Origin of the sequence: Commensalibacter communis, assembly GCF_947179105.1 — a bacterium.
In the GTDB taxonomy this organism is placed as follows: domain Bacteria; phylum Pseudomonadota; class Alphaproteobacteria; order Acetobacterales; family Acetobacteraceae; genus Commensalibacter; species Commensalibacter communis.
In genome coordinates, this window is the sequence record NZ_CAMXCK010000001.1 from 960156 (window position 1) to 982461 (window position 22306).

Annotated in this window: 19 protein-coding genes; 9 read left to right on the top strand and 10 right to left on the bottom strand. The window is 36.8% G+C overall.

Features of this window, described 5'->3' with window-relative positions:
• Positions 1-194: 194 nt before the first annotated feature.
• Positions 195-971 (bottom strand): L,D-transpeptidase family protein, encoded by a 777-nt coding sequence (locus PQG52_RS04485; protein WP_271828128.1) that lies wholly within the window; start codon positions 969-971, stop codon positions 195-197.
• 142 nt (positions 972-1113) lie between these two features.
• Between PQG52_RS04485 and galE the strand changes: the two genes are divergently transcribed.
• Genes galE through galK form a run of 3 tightly spaced genes read left to right on the top strand, consistent with a single transcriptional unit; the run spans position 1114 to position 4347 of the window.
• The gene (gene galE, locus PQG52_RS04490; protein ID WP_271828130.1) at positions 1114-2127 is read left to right on the top strand and encodes a UDP-glucose 4-epimerase GalE; all 1014 of its coding nucleotides are present in this window, start codon (positions 1114-1116) and stop codon (positions 2125-2127) included.
• Positions 2128-2152: 25 nt separating this feature from the next.
• A complete protein-coding gene (gene galT / locus PQG52_RS04495; protein WP_271828131.1) occupies positions 2153-3193 on the top strand; it encodes a galactose-1-phosphate uridylyltransferase in 1041 nt (346 codons plus the stop codon).
• Between the two features lie 2 nt (positions 3194-3195).
• The gene (gene galK / locus PQG52_RS04500) at positions 3196-4347 is read left to right on the top strand and encodes a galactokinase (protein ID WP_271828132.1); all 1152 of its coding nucleotides are present in this window, start codon (positions 3196-3198) and stop codon (positions 4345-4347) included.
• A 229-nt stretch (positions 4348-4576) separates the two neighbouring features.
• Here galK and PQG52_RS04505 read toward each other — a convergent pair whose 3' ends face one another.
• Positions 4577-6157 (bottom strand): BCCT family transporter, encoded by a 1581-nt coding sequence (locus PQG52_RS04505; protein ID WP_271828133.1) that lies wholly within the window; start codon positions 6155-6157, stop codon positions 4577-4579.
• 213 nt (positions 6158-6370) lie between these two features.
• On the opposite strand from PQG52_RS04505, the gene betI reads away from it, so the two are divergent.
• Genes betI through betA form a run of 3 tightly spaced genes read left to right on the top strand, consistent with a single transcriptional unit; the run spans position 6371 to position 10204 of the window.
• On the top strand, positions 6371-6991 hold the full coding sequence (betI, locus tag PQG52_RS04510; RefSeq protein WP_271801285.1) for a transcriptional regulator BetI: 621 nt from the start codon (positions 6371-6373) through the stop codon (positions 6989-6991).
• Positions 6984-8453, top strand: coding sequence for a betaine-aldehyde dehydrogenase (gene betB / locus PQG52_RS04515; RefSeq protein WP_271801284.1), 1470 nt, complete (start codon positions 6984-6986; stop codon positions 8451-8453). Before betI ends, betB begins: the two co-directional genes overlap by 8 nt.
• 41 nt (positions 8454-8494) lie before the next feature.
• Complete coding sequence (betA, locus tag PQG52_RS04520) at positions 8495-10204, top strand: choline dehydrogenase (protein WP_271828134.1); 1710 nt, start codon at positions 8495-8497, stop codon at positions 10202-10204.
• A 72-nt stretch (positions 10205-10276) separates the two neighbouring features.
• Here betA and PQG52_RS04525 read toward each other — a convergent pair whose 3' ends face one another.
• A complete protein-coding gene (locus PQG52_RS04525) occupies positions 10277-10759 on the bottom strand; it encodes a kinase inhibitor (protein WP_271828136.1) in 483 nt (160 codons plus the stop codon).
• 164 nt (positions 10760-10923) lie between these two features.
• On the opposite strand from PQG52_RS04525, the gene PQG52_RS04530 reads away from it, so the two are divergent.
• Positions 10924-11433 (top strand): lipocalin family protein, encoded by a 510-nt coding sequence (locus tag PQG52_RS04530; RefSeq protein WP_271828137.1) that lies wholly within the window; start codon positions 10924-10926, stop codon positions 11431-11433.
• A gap of 78 nt (positions 11434-11511) precedes the next feature.
• Here PQG52_RS04530 and PQG52_RS04535 read toward each other — a convergent pair whose 3' ends face one another.
• The 4 genes from PQG52_RS04535 to rpsB all read right to left on the bottom strand — a co-directional run bounded on the left by PQG52_RS04535 (position 11512) and on the right by rpsB (position 15752).
• Positions 11512-12615 (bottom strand): aldose epimerase family protein, encoded by a 1104-nt coding sequence (locus PQG52_RS04535; RefSeq protein ID WP_271828138.1) that lies wholly within the window; start codon positions 12613-12615, stop codon positions 11512-11514.
• Positions 12616-13166: 551 nt separating this feature from the next.
• Positions 13167-13907, bottom strand: coding sequence for a DNA repair protein RecO (recO, locus tag PQG52_RS04540; RefSeq protein ID WP_271828139.1), 741 nt, complete (start codon positions 13905-13907; stop codon positions 13167-13169).
• A 29-nt stretch (positions 13908-13936) separates the two neighbouring features.
• Positions 13937-14842 carry a translation elongation factor Ts gene (gene tsf / locus PQG52_RS04545; protein ID WP_271828140.1) on the bottom strand — a complete coding sequence of 302 codons (906 nt, stop codon included), beginning with the start codon at positions 14840-14842 and terminating at the stop codon, positions 13937-13939.
• A gap of 121 nt (positions 14843-14963) precedes the next feature.
• Positions 14964-15752 (bottom strand): 30S ribosomal protein S2, encoded by a 789-nt coding sequence (rpsB, locus tag PQG52_RS04550; RefSeq protein WP_271788639.1) that lies wholly within the window; start codon positions 15750-15752, stop codon positions 14964-14966.
• 232 nt (positions 15753-15984) lie between these two features.
• On the opposite strand from rpsB, the gene PQG52_RS04555 reads away from it, so the two are divergent.
• Complete coding sequence (locus PQG52_RS04555) at positions 15985-17334, top strand: hypothetical protein (RefSeq protein WP_271828141.1); 1350 nt, start codon at positions 15985-15987, stop codon at positions 17332-17334.
• A 10-nt stretch (positions 17335-17344) separates the two neighbouring features.
• A complete protein-coding gene (locus PQG52_RS04560) occupies positions 17345-18238 on the top strand; it encodes an EamA family transporter (RefSeq protein ID WP_271828142.1) in 894 nt (297 codons plus the stop codon).
• 68 nt (positions 18239-18306) lie between these two features.
• Here PQG52_RS04560 and PQG52_RS04565 read toward each other — a convergent pair whose 3' ends face one another.
• From PQG52_RS04565 to PQG52_RS04575, 3 genes are all read right to left on the bottom strand, one after another.
• Complete coding sequence (locus PQG52_RS04565) at positions 18307-20253, bottom strand: tyrosine-protein phosphatase (RefSeq protein WP_271828143.1); 1947 nt, start codon at positions 20251-20253, stop codon at positions 18307-18309.
• Positions 20254-20648: 395 nt separating this feature from the next.
• Positions 20649-21032: a lysozyme inhibitor LprI family protein gene (locus PQG52_RS04570; RefSeq protein ID WP_271828144.1), complete on the bottom strand. Its 384-nt coding sequence runs from the start codon at positions 21030-21032 to the stop codon at positions 20649-20651.
• A gap of 30 nt (positions 21033-21062) precedes the next feature.
• On the bottom strand, positions 21063-22306 hold a 1244-nt coding region (locus PQG52_RS04575; protein ID WP_271828145.1), incomplete at its 5' end, for a cytochrome c.

Consider the following 22306-nt stretch of genomic DNA (forward strand, 5'->3'; position numbering starts at 1 on the left):
TAATTATGATACTAACTACCAGTAAAGATACGTTAGCAATAATCTTTTTTGACACTCTCATTATTGATACAAAGAAAACGACTTTATCCGTAAATAACAAAAATATTAGCCTGAGCAAAATTACTTTTGTTTGTTACAGCGCCTCCGCCTCACTATTTAAATATAGATATTCATCTGTAATGAGATTGAATATCCTATTCATATTTTGCTATTTTCGGTAAATCCCATTTATAAATATTTCGTTTATATATATCGTGTGGCAATAGAATAAAAACAGGATCGTTATGCTTATCCAACCAACTTAGTAATTCCTCCATATTCTGTTCATCCATAGCAGTACAACCCGCAGTTGTTGAGGTCTTTGCTTGTCGAAGATGCACAAAGATACAGCTACCTGATTTAGGCACATTCTGAGGATTATATTTTAAAACAAATCCCAATTTATATAATTGATCTCCATTCAAATGAATGTCGCGTCGCATTGGTTCAGTGGAATCTTTAACAGGATCAAAAGTGATTTGTTGTTGATTTATAATACGATTGTAATAAGTCGACTGGCTATTATCAATACAATAATCATCTTTTGTTAATGCCTGGTATGGATAAGATGAATTAGATTTGGGAGCATACCCAAAACTTTGTCCAATTTGATAAATACCAGCTGGACTGCGCATATCCCCTTCTGTTTTTATTGTTTTTTTATTGTGCAGCTTGAGCATCCCCGCCCCCCATGCTACTCCATTTTTTCCTAAGGACACGGTGAAAGGATTTCCAACAGAAATCCAATGATGGTGTTGATATTGAAATCTGAACAACATACCATGATTAACATTCCAACCATCCGATAAAACCAAAATTAATTGTTGTTTTCTTTTCCACCTAATCTCTGATTGATTATTTCCTTGCGTCGCACAAGAACATAAAAAGATCAAACCAAAAACGTTTGTCGATATACGAATAAGAAGATTCATATTGATACTATCATGCTAAGGATTACTCTTGAGAATCATATACTATTTTATCTTAAAAAGAAGATGTTTCATTAATTTAGATTTAATTATATAATTTCGAGTACTATTTAATAATCATTTCTTTTATAAAAGGTTTCTTAAAATGAAAATCTTAGTGACTGGTGGTTGCGGCTATATTGGCAGCCATACTTGCGTTCAATTAATCAACCAAGGCTATACGCCAATTATCATCGATAATCTTTGTAACAGTAAGGAAATGGTTTTAGATCGTATCGAAGAAATCACAGGGCAAAAGCCTAAATTTTATCAAGGTGACATTCGCGATAAAGCGCTATTAAAAACAATTTTTGCAGAAAACCAAATTGATAGTGTTATTCACTTTGCGGGATTAAAAGCAGTTGGTGAATCTGTCCACAAACCTTTAGAATATTATAATTGTAATGTTTATGGTTCTTTAATTTTATTCGAAGCAATGCGTGAAGCAAATGTAAAGAAAATTATCTTTAGTTCTTCTGCCACGGTTTATGGGACACAACCAATTGTCCCTTATGTTGAAACGATGGAAACTGGTGAACCAACGCAACCTTATGGACGTAGCAAACTATTTATTGAAAAAATATTACAAGATTTAATTATTGCAGAACCTGATTGGTCCATTACGTTACTGAGATATTTTAATCCTGTCGGCGCCCACGCTTCTGGATTGATGGGTGAAGATCCACAAGGTATTCCCAATAATTTAATGCCTTACATGACCCAAGTGGCTATTGGAAAAAGAGAGTCATTGGCTGTTTTTGGTGATGATTATGAGACGGCAGACGGCACTTGCGTACGTGACTATATTCATGTGATGGATCTTGCCGATGGGCATTTGGCAGCATTGAAATATAACCAAGATCATCAAGGTGTGCATATTTTCAACCTTGGCTCTGGCCATGGAAATAGTGTGTTAGAGGTTATTGCTGCATTTGAAGATGTCTTTGGTAAAAAATTAGCTTGGCATTTTGCCCCTCGCCGTGCTGGTGATCTCCCTGCTTATTGGGCGGATGCTGATAAAGCTAAAGAATTATTACATTGGGAAACGAAACTAACTCTTCATGACATGGTGAAAGATTCGTGGAATTGGCAAAGTAAAAATCCTAAAGGGTTTATGTAATAGTATCTGTATTAGGAGATTCCAAATGTCTGACTTCAACCCCGTCGATCATCCACATCAACGCTATAATCCATTGACTGATGAATGGGTGTTGGTATCTCCTCATCGTGCGAAACGACCTTGGCAAGGACAAACAGAAGTTCCCGTTCAAAAAGAGACTGTTCACCACGACCCTAATTGCTACTTATGTGCAGGAAATAAACGCATAACAGGCGATATAAATCCTCAGTATAGATCCACTTATATATTTAATAATGATTTTGCTGCCCTACTGCCTGATACCCCTTTTTACCAAAAAAATGATGATCCTTTATTTAAAATAGAATCTGTTCAAGGAACCTGTAAGGTCATTTGTTTTTCACCAGACCACAGCAAAACTTTGCCTGAGCTTTCTGTTTCTTCTATTCAAGACATCATTCAAACATGGATTGAACAGTTAAACGAATTGGGTCAACAATATAAATGGGTGCAGCTGTTTGAAAATAAAGGTGCTATGATGGGATGTTCCAACCCGCATCCTCATGGTCAAATATGGAGCAGTAATTTTATTCCAAACGAAATCCATCAAGAGGATTTATGCCAAGAGCGTTATTTTCAAGAGCATCACGGTGTACTATTAATGGATTATGTGCAAAGAGAGTTGCAGCAAAAAGAACGTATTGTTGTTGAAACTGAATATTGGGTAGCTCTCGTTCCTTATTGGGCAGTTTGGCCCTTTGAAATAATTTTATTACCGAAACAAATTGTTCATCGCTTAAACGAATTGTCTTCAGAACAACAAACCGATTTAGCAATTATTTTAAAAAGCTTAACCATAAAATATGATAATTTATTCAATTGTTCTTTCCCTTATTCGATGGGATGGCATGGCGCACCGTTTACAGAAAAAACGACAGAACATTGGCAACTTCATGCACATTTTTATCCTCCACTCCTCCGTTCTGCAACAACCAAAAAATTTCTTGTCGGTTATGAAATGCTTGCTCAAGCACAACGTGATATTACCCCAGAACAAGCCGCAGAACGCCTGCGTATATTAAGTAATACTCATTATAAAGAAGTCTAATTATGCAAAAAATGATTAAAGAAATACAACTTCTATTTGGAAAAAAATACGGATATTCAGCTGAACTTGTTGTTCAAGCACCTGGTCGAGTTAATTTAATTGGTGAGCATACGGATTACAATGATGGGTTTGTTTTGCCTTGTGCAATTAACTATAATACATTGATTGCCAGTAGACCAAGAACCGATTATCAAGTCAATATGATTGCCGCTGATTTCGATGGTAAAGACAGTTTTGAACTGAATAAACCTATTACACATTCTGAAAATAGCTGGGCTAATTATGTCCGAGGCGTATTTAAATATATCCAAGAAATACATCCTAACTTCACAGGAGCGGATTTAGTCATTCATGGTAATGTTCCTTTGGGGGCTGGGTTAAGCTCTTCAGCAGCATTAGAAGTATCAATCGGGACAACAATTAAAATCCTTCATAACCTCGATATTGATCCAAAAGAACTGGCAAAAATTTGTCAAAAGGCTGAAAACCAGTTCGTTGGCATGAATTGTGGCATTATGGATCAGTTCATTGCTACACTTGGTGAGCAAGATCACGCTTTATTAATTGATTGTCGTAATCTTGAGACTCAATCAATTGCGATACCAACCGACTTAGCCGTCGTTATTATTAATAGTAATGTCAAACATGGTTTGGTTGACAGCGAATATAACTTACGCCGTCAGCAATGTGAAGAAGCTGCTAGCATTTTGAATGTATCAAAATTACGGGATGCGACAATAGAATTACTTGAACAGCATCAAACGCAATTAAGTGACATTTTATATCGCCGGGCTAGACATATCATCACTGAAAATGCTCGCACATTAGAGGCTGCAACGGCATTAAGTGAAAATAACATTACAAGAATGGCAGAACTGATGCAGGAGAGCCACCTTTCTATGAAAGATGATTTTGAAATTACTGCCCCTGCTGTTGATGCTTTAGTTGATATTGTTAAAGCGGTTTTAGGTGACAAAGGTGGCGTTCGAATGACTGGTGGTGGCTTTGGTGGCTGTGTTGTTGCCCTTGCCCCAACTGAAATGGTTGATGATATTCGTCAAGCGGTTGAAAAAGAATACCAAGCCCAAACAGGTTTAAAAGAAAGTTTTTATCTTTGTCATGCTACTAATGGCGCTGGTTCTGTTAATCAATAATGGGAATGAATAATTTATCCTGCAATATAGATTCGCAAGCAGTTTATCTTACTATTTAGTAATTTTTGCTGATTATTTCTGGTTGTGTGGCACCTGATATATTACATTAATAAAGTAATTTAACGCACTTTACAGATTAAATCACTGAAAGATTATATTGGAATTTTAGTTCTATAAATTCCAATATAATCATTTAGATATTTTTATTTCACTTTGCAAAACTGAGAAATTAATCCTTCAATTTCTCTTGTTGATCTAATTCATTTGCTACATTTTTATGAGTAAATAAAGGGTCGCTTTTTAATGCGGTGGCAAGACCGTAGATATAAAGCAGCAGAATAGCCGAGAACGGTAAACCACATAAAACAACACCATTTTGCATAGCACCAAAGCTGCCTGCTAACAAAAGACTGATACTGACAATCGTAATCACAATTGACCAAAAGATTCTTAGCCAAATAGGAGAATCTTCGTCATTTGTTTTTCCTTTGGTAGACAAGCTTGCAACCATCATCGTCCCAGAACCGACTGGGCTAAGGAATAGAATAAAACACATGATAATAACAATAAATGCAACATAAGGATTCAAAGGCAAGAATTCCAAGAATTTAAATAAAGATAAAGCTTGGTCAGTCAATGCTAGTTGCCCCAACCCTGTTTGACCTTGTTGAAATACAAGTTCTATTGCAGAATTACCAAAGATGGATAGCCACGCTAATGTGAATCCTAAAGGTATCAAACAAACACCCAAGGTTACTTCTCGAATTGTTCTGCCTTTTGAAATACGTGCAATAAATAGCCCTACGAATGGTGCCCACGCAATCCACCAAGCCCAATAAAATATTGTCCAGTCAGCCAGCCAATCTGATGCTTTATTGTTATAAGTATATAAATTAAAACTTTGTTTAACAAATTGACTTAAATAATCTCCTACATTCTGTACGAGTGCATTAATTAAATGAGTCGTTGGTCCAGTAAAAAATACAAATAATAACAATAAACATAACATACGAATATTGACGTTGGATAAAATGGCTAATCCTTTGTCAATTCTGACAACTGCCGTAATCGTTGCAACCATCATCATTGCAATAACGACAACGACAAGGTTGAAGTGATTATTCGCAATTTCAGGAAATACGAAATTTACGCCTGACAAGATTACCAATGCACCAATACCCAAATTGGTCACAAGTGAAGTAACTGTTGCCAATATTCCGAATCCGTCAACAAGATCACCAATGATTCCGTATATTTTATTACCAAAAATTGGATATAACGCAGACCTCAACGCCAAAGGAAAATTCAATCGGAATCCGAAATATCCAATGGTAATTCCAACAAGCGCGTATAAAGCCCAGCCATGAACGCCCCAATGCAGAAAAGTATAAACCATTGCCTGACGAGCGGCATCACGTGTCCCTGGCACCCCTTCAGGAGGTCGTAGGAAATGATCCAAAGGTTCAGCAGTGCCATAATATAACAAAGCAATACCGATACCTGCGGAAAATAACATTGAAGTCCATGCTAAGTACCCAAACTCAGGTCGATCATCGTCTTTTCCCAAAGGCACGCTGCCGTATTTGGAAAATCCCAACCAAATGACAAAACCTAGGCAGGATATCACCACCAAGATGTAATACCATCCGAAAAAATGGTTAGCTTGTCTTTGTGACCATTGTAAAATATTGGCACATATATCTGGAAACAAAACAAAAGCTATTCCAAACAGTGTAATGGAAACAGCTGACCCTAAAAATACAAGCAAATTTAGACCTGTTTTATCTCTACTTACTACGTCATGAGGCATTATAGACTCCGAAAAGATCTGAAAATAGCAAAGCCCATATGATTAACGGGTCTTAGATGTATTTTGCAGAAAAGATTTTATCTGTGGAAATAATATACATAATTTTATTTTTCATTCAAGCGATTGATTGATCGTTCAATCAATGTTACTGTATTTTACATAACATCGATACATATTCTTTGACACAGGCATTAATTATAAGAATGAACGATCATGAAAAAAAATAGATATGAACCAGAAAGTATCAGAACTAAACAAATCTTAGATGCCACGGTTGATGTTATTCATGAAGTTGGTCTCGCAAATACAACTCTTGCTAAAATAGCGCAAAAGGCTGATTTATCCACAGGTATCTTAAGCCATTATTTTGGTAACAAACAAGGACTTCTTAATGCCTGTATGCGGGATATGTTACGTAATTTACATTCAATAGGCGAGACAAAAAGAAAAACCGTAACAGATCCTGTAGAGATTATTAAAACGATCATTGATTCGAATTTTGATATTAGCCAAGTCAATAATAAAGCGATTCGTGTCTGGTTGGAATTTTGGAATTCCAGTATGCACGAACCTGAACTTCATCGCCTACAGCGTGTGAATGAAAAGCGTCTCTATTCAAATCTTAAATATCAATTTCAACGAATCATTCCAGTTGAACAAGCCATCATTGCTGCCCGAGGAATGGCTTCGTTGATTGATGGTTTATGGCTTAGAGGCAGTTTGATGAGTATCCATGTTCAATTCGATATTTTACAAGCTCGTGAAATTGCTTATCAATATTTAGACATGCAAATAAAACTATATAAAATAAAAAAAGAGGATCCTAATGAGTAACAACAAAACATATCAACTTTATATTCATGGTAAATATGTTAACGCAACCAGCGGCACAACATTCGAAACTGTAAACCCTGCAAATGGTGAGACGATTGGGATTGTTCAATCTGCGTCACAAGAGGATATTAATCAAGCAGTAAAAAGTGCAGAAAAAGGACAAGCGGTCTGGGGCGCGATGACAGCAATGGAAAGATCGCGTATCCTAAGGAAAGCGGTTGATATTCTTCGTACACGTAATGATGAGTTGGCCGAGCTTGAAACATTGGATACAGGTAAAGCTTATTCTGAAACATCAACGGTTGATATCGTCACAGGTGCAGATGTCTTGGAATATTACGCAGGGTTAGCAACCGCGATCCAAGGTGAACAAGTTCCTTTACGTGAAACCAGTTTCTTTTATACACGCCGCGAACCTTTGGGCGTTGTTGCGGGTATTGGTGCGTGGAACTATCCAATTCAAATCGCTCTTTGGAAATCAGCCCCTGCTTTAGCTGCTGGAAATGCTATGATTTTTAAACCAAGTGAAGTCACACCGTTAACGGCTCTTAAACTTGCAGAAATATATACAGAAGCAGGCGTTCCTGATGGTGTATTTAACGTTGTTCAAGGTCTGGGTGACGTTGGTGCAATGTTATCTGCCCATCCTGTTATCGAGAAGATTTCATTCACAGGCTCTGTTCCAACTGGCAAAAAAGTGATGTCTTTGGCTGCCAGCTCTTCTTTAAAAGAAGTCACGATGGAATTAGGCGGCAAATCGCCGTTAATTATTTGTGATGATGCAGATGTGAACGATGCTGTTAATATCGCAATGATGGCGAACTTCTTTAGCACAGGTCAAGTTTGTACCAACGGTACTCGTGTTTTCGTGCCTGCTTCTATGAAAAAAGCTTTCGAAGCAAAACTACTAGAACGTGTTCAACATATTCATCTTGGTCACCCAATGGATGAAAAAACAAATATGGGACCCCTTGTTAGTTTCCAACATATGGAAAAAGTATTGTCTTATATGGAAAAAGGGAAACAAGAAGGCGCAAATTTACTTTGTGGTGGTTCACGCGAAACATCAAAAGATTTTGGCAAAGGTGCTTATGTTCAACCAACAATCTTTACCGACTGCCAAGACGATATGAGCATCGTTACAGATGAAATCTTTGGCCCAGTTATGAGCGTTCTGTATTATAATACCGAAGAGGAAGCAATTGCGCGTGCTAACAATACGCCTTTTGGTTTGGCTGCTGGTGTGGTTAGCAAAGATATTAGTCGCGCACATCGTATTATTCATCAGATCAAAGCAGGGATTTGTTGGATTAATACATGGGGAGAGTCCCCTGCTGAAATGCCCGTTGGTGGCTATAAACAATCTGGCGTAGGCAGAGAAAACGGTATCTCAACTTTGGAACATTATACACGTGTAAAATCTATTCAAGTAGAGATGGATAAATATAGCTCAATTTTCTAATTCATTCGTAATGTTACTTAATTAAGATAAGGATAAAAACAATGACCATTAAAGAATATGATTATATCATCATTGGTGCTGGTTCTGCGGGAAATACAATCGCAACTCGCTTAACAGAAGATCGTGATACAACTGTTCTGCTTTTAGAAGCGGGTGGACCTGATTATCGCTTCGACTTTAGAACCCAAATGCCTGCTGCATTGGCATATCCTCTTCAAGGACGTCGTTATAACTGGGCTTATTTAACTGATCCAGAACCGCATATGAATAACCGTCGTATGGAGTGTGGTCGTGGTAAAGGGTTGGGTGGATCGTCCCTTATTAACGGAATGTGTTACATTCGTGGTAATGCCATGGATTTAGATAACTGGGCTGAACAAGACAAAAGCCTGTCTGATTGGACTTATGCTGATTGTCTGCCTTATTATCGTAAGGCTGAGACAAGAGATATTGGTGCTAATAACTTTCATGGTGGAGACGGTCCCGTCAGCGTAACCACACCGAAAGAAGGAAATAACGAATTATTCCATGCGATGGTCGAGGCTGGTGTACAAGCTGGATATCCACGCACAGATGATTTAAATGGGTATCAACAAGAGGGCTTTGGTCCGATGGATCGTACAGTTACCCCAAATGGTCGTCGTTCAAGTACTGCTCGTGGATATCTAGATAAAGCAAAAAAACGTAAAAATATTAAAATTATTACCCATGCTGTGACCGACAAAATTTTATTTTCTGGTAAGCGTGCCATTGGTGTTCAATATATCCATGGTAATGAAACAGAAATGAATGTTGTTTACGCTAAAAAAGAAGTAATTTTAAGTGCGGGTGCCATTGCATCACCACAAATTTTACAACGTTCTGGCGTTGGACCAAAAGATGTTCTTGACGAATTCGGTATTACTCCTGTGCATGTTTTGCCTGGCGTTGGTCAGAATTTGCAAGATCATTTAGAAATGTATTTACAATATGAATGTACAAAACCAATTTCTTTATATCCTGCTTTAATTTGGTATAATCAGCCTCCAATTGGTGCAGAATGGCTATTATTTGGAAAAGGTGTTGGAGCCTCTAATCAATTTGAAGCGGGTGGCTTTATTAGATCAAGTGATAAGTTTGAATGGCCAAATATTCAATACCACTTCTTACCTGTAGCTATTAATTATAACGGAAGTAATGGGATTAAAAAACATGGTTTCCAAGCCCATGTTGGTTCTATGCGCTCCCCTTCAAGAGGCAGAATTCGTCTTACCTCATTGAACCCTCATGACCATCCAAGCATTCTGTTTAATTATATGTCTGCAGAACAAGATTGGGAAGAATTCCGTGCTGGTATTCGTATTACTCGTGAAATCATGCATCAACCAGCCTTGGATGAATATCGCGGTAAAGAAATCAGCCCTGGTAAAATAGCCAAGACCGATGCAGAGCTAGACGAATTTGTTAAAAACCATGCTGAAACAGCTTACCATCCGTGCGGTAGTAACAAAATGGGATCTGATGATATGTCGGTCGTGGATTACGAAGGACGTGTTTATGGTGTAGAAGGTCTGCGTGTCGCAGATGCATCTATCATGCCGATCATTATTACTGGAAATCTTAATGCAACTACAATTATGATTGGTGAAAAAATAGCGGATGCAATTCGTGGTAAAAAATTGCCACGGTCAACCGTTGAATATCATAAAGCTAACGGCTCACCCGTTCGTAAAACACCAATGAGAGCGTTTACAGAAGATATGTTAAAATAGTCTAACTTATTTTAAACATTATTTATGATTAAGGGCATAAAGAATTTCCTTTATGCCTTTTTTTTACCTAGCTTATTTTTCGGTTCCAAAAACACAAGTCAATTGCGCCGATCCTAAAGAATGGAAATGCGTATTGAACCCGATATAGGCTGGGGACACATCTTGGGTAATATCCAGTTTTTCAACATCCAGAGCGTGAATTGTTATAATATAACGATGTTTAACCCCAGGAGGCGGTGCTGCTCCACCATATTCATAAAAACTGAAATCATTACGAACTTGAATAGACCCTTCTGGCATTCCTTTGGAGGATGCACCCTCGTCTAAATGCGTAACAGTTGTGGGGATATTTGCAACCACCCAATGCCACCATCCACATCCTGTCGGTGCATCAGGATCAAACATGGTAATTACAAAACTTTTCGTGCCTGTTGGTGCATTTTCCCAAAATAAAGAAGGTGACAAATTATCCCCATCTTGTCCCATTCCATTAAAGCGTTGTGCCTTTGGCATTATATCGCCGTCTTTATAAGAGTTGCTCCATAATTTAAACATTCTTAAATCCCTTCACAAAAATAATTGTTGATAAAATATATTACCTGTTATTATTTAGTTGCTTCTAGCACATAAAAATTTATATCATACTCTTAATAATCAATCCATTTTAAATGGGATACCTCTCACAATCACACTATCGATTAATATTTTAGAGGATTGTTATGCGCTCACTTTTAGCTTTATTAAGCTCATTCCTGCTTTTTGGATGCAGTGTTAAACCGCCTAAAGATATTCATCCAATAACAAATTTTGATTTATCACGTTACTTGGGAACATGGTATGAAGTCGCAAGAATTGATAATCGTTTTGAAAAAGGATTAACACAAGCTTCTGCCAACTATACATCTCGTACAGATGGCGGTATCAGAGTTCTGAATAAAGGATGGGATCCTAATAAAAAAAAATGGAAAGAGGCCGTTGGTAAAGGTTACTTTGTTGAAAATCCTAGCATAGGTGCTTTAAAAGTTTCATTTTTTGGACCCTTTTACGGCGGATATAATATTATAAAACTTGATGAAGACTATCATTATGCTCTGGTTGTTGGCTCTAATAAAAATTATTTATGGATATTATCACGGACACCAACAATGCCATCTGACAAGTTAAAAGAATATGTCCAACTTGCGAAACAAGCAGGGTTCGATACTCAAAGAATAATATTCTTTCAATGATCTAATATGACGTAGATATAAATAAGAAATATCCTAAACCATTATACCTATGTCAAACATGATTGCTAACCCAAAAAACTATAACACTACAGAAAAACGATAAATCGTTTTCTCATCGAAAACTTCTGTTGGTTGTAAAGTCGTGGATGGAAAATTAGCCTGATTAGGACTATCTGGATAGTATTGTGGTTCAAAGGCAATACCTTCACATTGACGATAGGCTTTACCAGAATATCCTTTCAAATTACCACGCAAGGCATTGCCTGTATAAACTTGCATACCTGGCAAGGTCGTGAATAATTCTAATTTCCTACCACTTTGTTCGTGATGTAATATCGCTGCGGGGCGCATGGTTTCTTTTGAATATCCATCGATCACGAAATTATGATCGTAACCAATCGCTTTGTAAAGTTGATCAAAATTATCACGAATATGATCCCCAATATATCTATTTTCTCTGAAATCCATAGGTGTATTTGCGACAGAAGCAATCTCTCCAGTTGGAATCATATACTGATCGACAGGCGTGTAACCACTACAGAAAAGTTGCAATTTGTGGTTTTCGATTGAACCATTCCCCTCACCTGCTAAGTTAATATAACTATGATTAGTTAAGTTAATGACTGTTGTTTGATCCGTTTTTGCCTGATAACGAATAGAAAATTCATTGTCATTATTAAGGCTATAAATCACTTGAACAGACAAATTTCCTGGGAAACCTTGATCTCCGTCTTGACTATGTAATGATAATCCTACAGATAGTTGATGATCTGATTGCTCCAATACTTCTGCTTGCCATACTTGTTTGTCAAAACCAACTTTACCCCCGTGCAAGCAATTGGAATTTTCATTTAAAGAAGGACTATATTCTTTCCCCTCAAGGCAAAATTTCCTTGCAATACGGTTAGCATAACGCCCGATTAATGCACCAAAATAAGGCCTAGCTCCTGGATCATTTTCATATTGTTGAAGACTTAAAAAACCAAGGATTACATTTTCAAAATTACCGTTTTTATCAGGCACTTTGACAGAGGTAATTGACCCACCATAGGTAATAAATTTCACCTCTACGCCATGAATATTTTGTAATGTAAATTCTTTTACAGTTTCACCATGTGCAGTCGTGCCATAATCTTTTTCTTTGACGAGTAATGTTTTGGTATCTTGAACAGCAACCATCATCTTTTCCTAATTTAATATTATTGTATAATAACGATAGCTTTATTACAAAAGAAAAGGAATGGATGAATACGTTCAATTTATGAATAGCTGTTGTATTTCCAAGTTATAAGTTTGCTGATCGATATTATCAATAGTCATATTGTCGAAACGAAAATAACATTTAGTTAAAATGTCCTCATTATCTGCTTACCGAGTTTCTAAATGTAAAAACAATTGTTTGTCTATCATTACAGAGTTCATTCAATGTGATAATTTATTCAAAATAAATAAGCATTATATGCGAAAAAAAATGATTGAATATGGTCTTTATCCATGGGCAAAATGCATTAATTAATAAAAATTATGCTATTGAATTACAGCCCCTTTCAATATTAAGCTCAAAACAAGGTTATCAATAACTTTGTGCAGAGCAACACCAAGAATATTTAATTGGACTAGAATCTGTCGAAGTCATACTTCATTTAAATAGCAAAAACAATTATACATAATGATTTATTCTAGTAACTGATGATCATGTTTTTGAGGTTACTAGATAATATCGTCTTACTTACTCAGAGTAATTGATTAATTTTCTCTGTAAGTAATCGTCTAGCATTGGGTAGAGGTTTATTTTTCAGATAAAACACGTGTTTCTCTAAAAAATAACCAGTCAAAAGCAACCCATCATACCAATCTTGAAGATTGCCTTCGTCAGTGTCATCAATAAATAACAAAGGAAGACGGAGTAAACGAGGTTTCCATTCGCCAGCCATTTCTTCTGTTACAACTTTCCCTGTTTTAGGAGATACCCAATAAGCCTTGTCTGCTCCATATTCTTTACAAACAGAAAAATCTAAACCATAACCAAGCTCAGCCAACAATAAAACTTCCCAACGAAGAAGTTGTGGCATCGCTTTTTGTTCTGCTTCTTGAGGATCTAAACTTAAAAAGGTCAGTATTTTGAATAATAATCGTGCGATATCTGGGACGGGTTGTCTTTCAATCAAGCTACTTTCTGCGACCGAGCAGATTGAAGATAAAATTGAATATGCAAATGGAAAGGGTGAGATAGAAGCAAAATTGGCTCTGACCAACTCCCCTTTAAAATGTCCCAACTGATCTGACAATCTTGCTGACCATTCAGCCGCAACAAAATTGCCCATTTGCCAAATAGAGGTATTTTTTCGAGCCCCCATAGCTCGTACTAAACCACGACATAATCCTTGATCCAAAGATAAGAGACTGACAATTCCGTCAGTTTCACCATAATGTCGTGTGCTTAGGATAATAGAAGGAGAAGACCATTCAAGCATGAATCTCCTCTCCTTTCTTTAAAAACAGATTAACCTTTAGCGGCTTGCGCAACTTCAGCAGCAAAATCTGATTCTTCTTTTTCAATGCCTTCACCAAGGTGGAAGCGTTCAAAAGCAACAAGTTTAGAACCACTTTTGTCGATTACAGCTTTAACTCTGCTTTCGCCGTCATGGATCCATAGTTGTTCAAGCAACACAACTTCTTCATAGAATTTGCGGATACGACCATCGATCATTTTTTCAATGATATTGTCTGGTTTACCAGAAGCACGAGCTTGCTCTACAAAGATCGCTTTTTCACGTTCTAATTCTTCAGAAGAAACTTCTTCAATTTTTAACGCAATTGGGCGAACTGCTGCAACTTGCATACCGATTTTACGACCTAAATCTTCAAGATCAGCTGATGCTGCTGGAGCTTCTAATGCAGCCAATACGGCAATTTTACCAACAGTTGGACGTAATGCACCGTGAATATAGCTGCCCACGACACCATTACCAACTTCTAATACACGCACACGACGGATGGTCATGTTTTCACCAATGGTTGCGATCAAAGTGGTTAAGTTTTCAGCAACTGTTTTACCATTTTCCATTGTCGCATTTTTCAATGCTTCAACATCGTCACCTGTTGTTAATGCAACTTTTGCTGCATCTTCAACAAATTGTTGGAATTGTTCATTACGTGCAACAAAATCTGTTTCAGCATTGATTTCAACAACCGCAGCTTTATTACCAGCTGTTGCAACACCAACAAGACCTTCAGCAGCAACACGACCCGATTTTTTAGCAGCTGTTGCAAGACCTTTTGTACGCAACCAATCGATTGCTTCTTCGACATTCCCAGCGGTTTCGTTCAGTGCTTTTTTACAATCCATCATACCAGCACCGGTTTTTTCGCGTAATTCTTTTACTAACGCGGCTGTAATTTGTGCCATAATCGTCCTCTTTTTTAAATGCAGAAGCGTCCCGATCAATTCGAGACGCCCACTTATCACTATTCAGACAAAGCCGATGGCTTTGCCTATATCAAATCAAAATTCTGATAACTTATGATAATTAAGCAGGAATTTCTGATGTTTCTTCGATAGAAACAGTTTCCATCATGACTTCAGGAGGTAACTCTTCTGAAGCGCCTAGATCTTCACCAGAAGCACCAAGTTCAGCAGAAATACCGTCAAGAACTGCACCAGAAATCAACTCACAATAAAGATTGATAGAGCGTAATGCATCATCATTACCAGGAACAGGATAAGTAATTCCTGCTGGATCAGAGTTACTATCCAAAATCGCAACTACTGGAATACCAAGTTTATTTGCTTCTTGAACAGCTAATTTTTCTTTGTTGGTGTCGATAATGAAAAGAATGTCTGGAAGACCACCCATTTCTTTAATACCGCCCAAAGAACGTTCCAATTTTTCACGTTCACGTGTTAATTGCAGAACTTCTTTCTTTGTCAAACCTGCTGTGTCGCCATCAAGGGTTTCTTCAACTTGACGTAAACGTTTAATTGAATTGGTAATTGTTTTCCAGTTGGTCAGCATTCCGCCCAACCAACGATGGTTTACATAATATTGACCACAACGTTTTGCAGTTTCAGCAACGCTTTCTGCTGCTGTACGTTTTGTTCCAACAAAAAGAACACGTCCACCATTAGCAACGGTATCACGAACTGCATTTAATGCGCGATCCAACATAGGAACGGTTTGTTGCAAATCGATGATATGAACCTGATTACGAACCCCAAACAAAAATGGAGCCATTTTTGGGTTCCAACGACGGGTATGATGTCCGAAATGAACACCAGCTTCTAATAATTGACGTAAGGTAAAATGTGGCATCGCCATTTGACGTGCTTCCTTTCTTTCTGGTTAAACCTCCGTAAAGCGCCGATCCATATTGCAGGCACCAGTGGCAAAAACTTTACGTGTGAATTTATCGAGCAATCTCGATAGAGTTTATATGAAAGAATTTTTCCAAAAAATCAAGTGATTATTTGTATAATTATCTGATTGAAAATGCATATTTTAAATATAATGATATATTAATAAAATACGGGATATAAAGGCAGAAAATGACATGGATAAATTTGACATTGAATCATTACAAGAAAATATTCATTTTAAAGAAACAAAATTATATTTCCAAGAAGTCATGATGACCTATCAAATCGGGGCATATCGATCTGCTGTAGTGACTTTGTGGTCGGTTACAGTCTGCGATATCGTTTTACGCTTACAACATTTAATTGATTTATATAATGATCCAAATGCGGCTCAAATATTGCAAAAAATCAAAGTTGAGCAAGATAAAAATAATAAATCCTCTGCTTGGGAGCTTCAAATCCTTGAGGAAGTTTTAAAACATACGAAGCTTATTAATCATGCAAACTTTGAAAACTTAAAATATTTACAAAAACAACGTCATTTATGCGCTCATCCAATCCTGAGTGATGGGTTACAACTTTATAAACCCAATAAAGAAACCACCAGAGCGCTTATTCGCAATACACTTGAAAGCGTATTATCAAAACCACCTTTTTATACTGATAAAATTATTCCTACAATCTTAGAAGAGTTATCTGAAGCACAAAATATTTTAATAACACAAAGCAACATTAAACGTTATATAGAAGATCGATACCTTAATAAATTACCTCTAGAAGTTGAATTAAAATTATATCGCTCATTATGGAAATTAACATTTAAACTTGAAAATGAAGAATGTCATAGAAACCGTTTCCTTAATCGGCAAATATTGATTATATTGATACAACGTTATCCTTCTGAAATTTACAAACTTGTTTCTGAAGAAACAGATTATTTTAGCAACGTCTCAAACTCAAAACTAATTATTCAATACTTGATAATTTACTTATCTCAACTCAAAAAGAGCTTTTTTCTTTTGTTATCTCAAAGTACCCAAACATTAATTAGACAAGCATGCCCACAAGATCATTTATGTTTATTATTTGGCTGGTTTGTTCACGAAAATCTAACAGATTATTACAAGGTTATTTGTAAACATATAATTTATAGTCGCTCATTTATTATAGACTCATACAGTTGGAGAAAAATTTTTACTTTCTCCGATAACACAGAATGGGAAACACAAGTCAATCAGTTAATGACATTTTATTACTCTCGCTCTCCATCTAATGATGTTGCCTTTGAACGTTGTAATTCAACGATTTTACCTTTTTTTGATAAATTCAATAATCAAGAAAGAATAGAGTTCTTATTAGAAAATATAGAATTGAGTTATAAGCTTTGTAACAAAGAAAATCTCAAAAACAATCATCAAGCACTACGCAAGCATTTTGAAAAAATCTTACCCAAAGAATTTGACTTTACGGTCTATCCACAATTTAATGCCCAGACTCTTCAGGACATACCCCCTGATATTTCTCAGCTCAATAAGTTAGATTGATATATAAACAATGTCTGCAAAGCTACAAGGTATTATTCTAGTCCTCCTCGGCACCATCAGCTATGGGTTGCCAGCTTCTTTGATTAAACTGTCTAAACAAGATGGGATCACCGAAGCAAATATACTCTTTTTCCAATTCTTCTTTGGTTGCCTTGCTTTGGGCATACTCTATTTCATTAGCACAAAGAAAATAAAAACCAATGGAACACCATTAAACTCCAGCGCAAAGAGAAGTCTTATTCTGTCTGGTACTGCCTTGGCATTAACAAACTCTTTTTATTTTACATCATTAGAATATGTATCCGTAGCCATTGCAGCGGTCATGCTGATGCAATCTGTATGGATTACATCTGTTCTCGATTTTATTTTTAAAAAAGTTGTCCCAAACCCGATACAAATCATCTCTATCATCGTAGTTCTGGTGGGAACGGTTTTTACAGCCAATCTTATCAATACAACGATTGTCATTTCTCCTTTTGGATTGTTCCTCAGCTTTATGTCAGGGGTTTGTTATGCAGTCACGATTATGGTTACCAATAATTTAGCCCCCCAAGCCTCTGCTGTGGGCAGGTCATTTTATATTTCTTTGGGTGCATTTATCGTTATCAGTCTTCTTTGGGGATGGTCAATTAATTTCACTATCATTCCACTCTCTTTAAAATGGGGAATGATGATTGCTTGTTTTGCGATTGTTTTACCTTTGTTACTCTTTGCCAAAGGTATGCCAAAAATCACAGCGGGTATTGGGGGCGTTTTATCCGCGTTGGAGTTGCCCGCAGCAATTGCTTTTGCTTATTTTATTCTTGATGAACACATAACGCTTTTACAATTTATTGGCGTTATATTAATTTTCATAGCCATTAGCAGTGTTAATTTAGTCCGAAAAAAATCTATTGAAATATAAAATTCAAAAAATAATCACAATACCGTCATAAATCATACATAACGGTATCGGATTATTTTTTTATTTAGTTAAAAATTTAATGTTGTTCCAAGCATTCCATTGACACCATGACTGTTTAGTCCAGCACCATAGTAATCTGCACTAATATTAAAAGACCACTGACCTCTTTGAGCCGTCAAATGTGCGCCCGCCTTGTAGATATTTGGACTATTAAACGCTGAATATTGTTTAACACCAACTCCGTAAATACTGCCATATTGATTGACACTGGCATTGCTTAGAATACGTTCATAACCCAAAGTCATCCCTGGTGTGAAACTCCATTGTCCCGAATGTAATGGATTAAAGTTGAGATCAACATTCGCAACCAAGCTGGGTTGGATTTTGTCAAACCTAGACATATTTAATGCCAGCTCACTGCCTTTTTCGCGAACACGACCTAAATGCAGGCTGGTCACTTGTATTCCAACCGATGGATCAATGGTGAATGCATTGGCTTTGAACAACCACCCTGCCATCGCACGACCGCTGTAATACGCACCACTAGTATTGCCTTTCGTTGAGCTGAAACCATTCCCTAATTGGCGTTCACTTTGATAATTGACGTAACCAATATTCGCTTGCGCTCTTATCCATGCGCCAGAGTTATCAAGCCCTTTAAACGCATAGTTGCCACCTAAAGTAACAAAGCCACTATTGGTTGTAACCCGTCCACCATTACTGTTGACATTACCATAATTATAACCCAACCCACCGTTAACAGATAGTTTCTGATTAAAACGATGCGTTAATCCAAAAACTGTCCCACCTGTATATTCATTACTGGAATTAAACCCATTTCTTGAATCTGTGCTGAGATAATTACTGAGCCCCTGCATCCAAAAAGCAGTTTCACCGTTTTTCATTCCTCTGCCTGTTGTTAAAGGCATTAACATATCATTCATTTTAGAAGGCTGGCGCAATAAATAGCTTGCTGCATCAGCGTAAACTTGTCCACCGACACGCATTTCCAAACCGTTCAACGTACCTTGATCGATTGCGGATTGAAGATAATAATTGTAATTTGTGTAAGCCCCTGACAAAGCAGTACCTTGTAATGCATTTAATAGATTAGCACCAGAAGCAGCATTGCCTTTAAAATTTTCTTGACCAGGCAAGGATAAATAACGCACCATCTTTCCACGCAATACATAGATAGTGGCTTGATCTAAACCAAGTCCTTGTTTAAGATAATTCTCCATACTGCCATAAGTTTGGGAAACTTGATCAAACCCTGCTTCTAACCACGTTTTATCAACCGATAAAATTGTGCGATATGCACCTTGCACTGCGGTTGGCATCTTCGCTACAGTTGCATTAATACGCTCGCCACTATACTCATTGGTTGCTAAATAATTAGACATAATGTCCTTGCTGTCAACGCCAGCAATAGATTGTAATACAGCCGCAGTCCAACCCGTGCGATCCTTACCTGCTGTACAGTGAAAAACAGCAGCAGACTCAGCATTTGCTAATATTCTCAGTTCATCACCAAAACCCAATCTTGCACGTGGATCTGTAACAAAACTACGTTCTGTATTTTGCATACCCCTATTCACTTGATCAGCCGTCAAATTTTGAAGATCAAGTGTCACAAGACTTTGCTTGCCTCCGATAATATCAATATGATGATAAGAACTACCAGACGGAATAGTATCTGGTGTGCCAGCAATTTCAGCGTCAGTTCTAAGATCAATAACTGTGCCTATATTTAATTTTTCCATTATACTTAAATCGTTACCAACAGGCGTGATTGCATTAGAACGATAGAAAACTCCAGATTTCATTACCCCGTTATGAGCAGTTGTATAAGCTGTATCAGTTCCTGCAAGATCACGAAAATTATCCATTCCCTGTAATCTTGGAGTATTTAATGCCGTTGTTTGCGCCAAAGAAGCATCCGTAAAACACAGTAACGGTGTAATAAATAATAAGCTAGCAATGCAAGAAGACGGAAAAGAAAACTTTAAATTCATGATAAACTCATCGTTATAAGTAAAAATTATATCAATTATTTTAAAGAACAATCATCACGAATAACAATGAATGTCTCATTAAGATAAGATTACAGTTTTATTATATTACGATTTCAATATTAACAATGAGATTTATCGATAATTTCTTAAATATTAAAAAAAGGCAACGAAGGTGTGTTATTTATGACAATATAGATTATTACTATAATGAATATTATTGAAGAATTTTTATTAACAATCATTATTTTCATATTGATAAAATAAGATATCATCGCAAATTATTTACTGTCTTCGAAATAAAAACACACAATTTAAAAATCAAATAATGCTTGTGAAAAGCAATTGCGATGATAGGAAAAAATTATATCGGTGTCTTTATAAATTTGAAATAATACTTACTCAACTTTGGATAATAATGCCTTATCACAACCAGAGTTTTTACATTCTCTTTCAATTGATTTCAACAATTCAATGCGTGCTATCATTTTATCATTTACACAATTTACAGCCACAGTACCACCATTAGAGCATTCTTTATCACGAGCTCTGATCCATTGGATTTGCGTCTTTTTGACTTCTTGTTTTTGATCTGCTTTTAAAACTTTGATTGTTTTTCCATATTGCTCATTGATTTCTTTATCCAGTTGAGTCATTTTTAATGATGCACAATAGGTTTTATCATATGCAGTAATAGGGTTACTACAACTCATAGCGAAAACAGTTGGTGCCAATGAAAATTGTGCCAATAATCCTGTAACTAAAAGAGTCTTTTTTAACATTATAGGTTCCTTGTGAAGATATAGCTTTATTTATTTCATATTTAACAAAGCACGCTCTTTTTTAACCTGTTCGACCGTAACATGTCCATTTCTATTTCCAAAATGTGCAATCACGTAATTGGCAATATCCGCAATATCTTGATCACTATAACCATCTTTAAAACCTGGCATGGAAAAAGACCCAAGTTTCGAATCTTTTAATTCTGAACCTTCCAAAATAACTTTGATCAGATTGGTTCCTTGAGTCAATGTCGCCGTCTTTGATCCCCATAGACTTTCATATTCACCTTGCCTTCCCGCACCATTATCCAAATGGCAACTGGCACACAAAGCAGCAAAAAGATGGCTGCCATGACTGTGACTTGGCTCCGTATTTTTCAACTCTTCAACTGGAATATTTGCTGGTGCTTCTCCTTTTTCCTGAGGAGATAGGGAGCGTAGATAGATAACCATTGCACGAATATCCTCTTGGCTTAAATGTGATAACCCATCATTGATCACTTTCGCCATTGGACCAACAGCAGCACCATGCCCTTCAACATATCCTTTGGATAAATATTGTTGCAGATCTTTGTCACTCCAAGATCCTATGCCCGTATCCCCATCAGAAGATATATTATAAGCAACCCATCCATTATATGTTGATCCTGAATAATTGGTGGTTTTACCCTGTGCCCCATTAACTGATGAATGACAAGAAGCACAATGTCCTGGACCTTCTACTAAAAATTTACCTCTATTCCACTTGGCTGATTTTTGTGGGTCTTCTTCGAAACTATCATCATTGACATTATTATTCTGATTTCCTGCAGAAACAGTCATATTTCCTTTTGTTACTTTATTACGAACAGCAGGTTGCTGATCTAAATAACCTTTTATCGCCAATATTTGATCCCTATCCATTAAACGATAAGCAGAATATGGCATCACAGGATTTAAAGACCTTCCTTTATATCCAACACCATCGCGTACGGCACTGACGAATTCATCATCTGTATACCGACCAATACCTGTTTCTGGGTCAGGTGTAATATTGGACGCATAAACAGTTCCTTGATTTTTAATTTTAAACCCCCTGCCTCCAGCTAGAAACTTTCCATTATCTGCAGTATGACAGGTCTGACACCCAGAGGCATAAAATAAATACTCACCCATTTTGATTTGGACTTGTTTAGGATCAGACTGTTTAGGATCAGACTGTTTAGGATCAGACTGTTTAGGATCAGACTGTTTAGGATCAGACTGTTTAGGATCAGACTGTTTAGGATCAGACT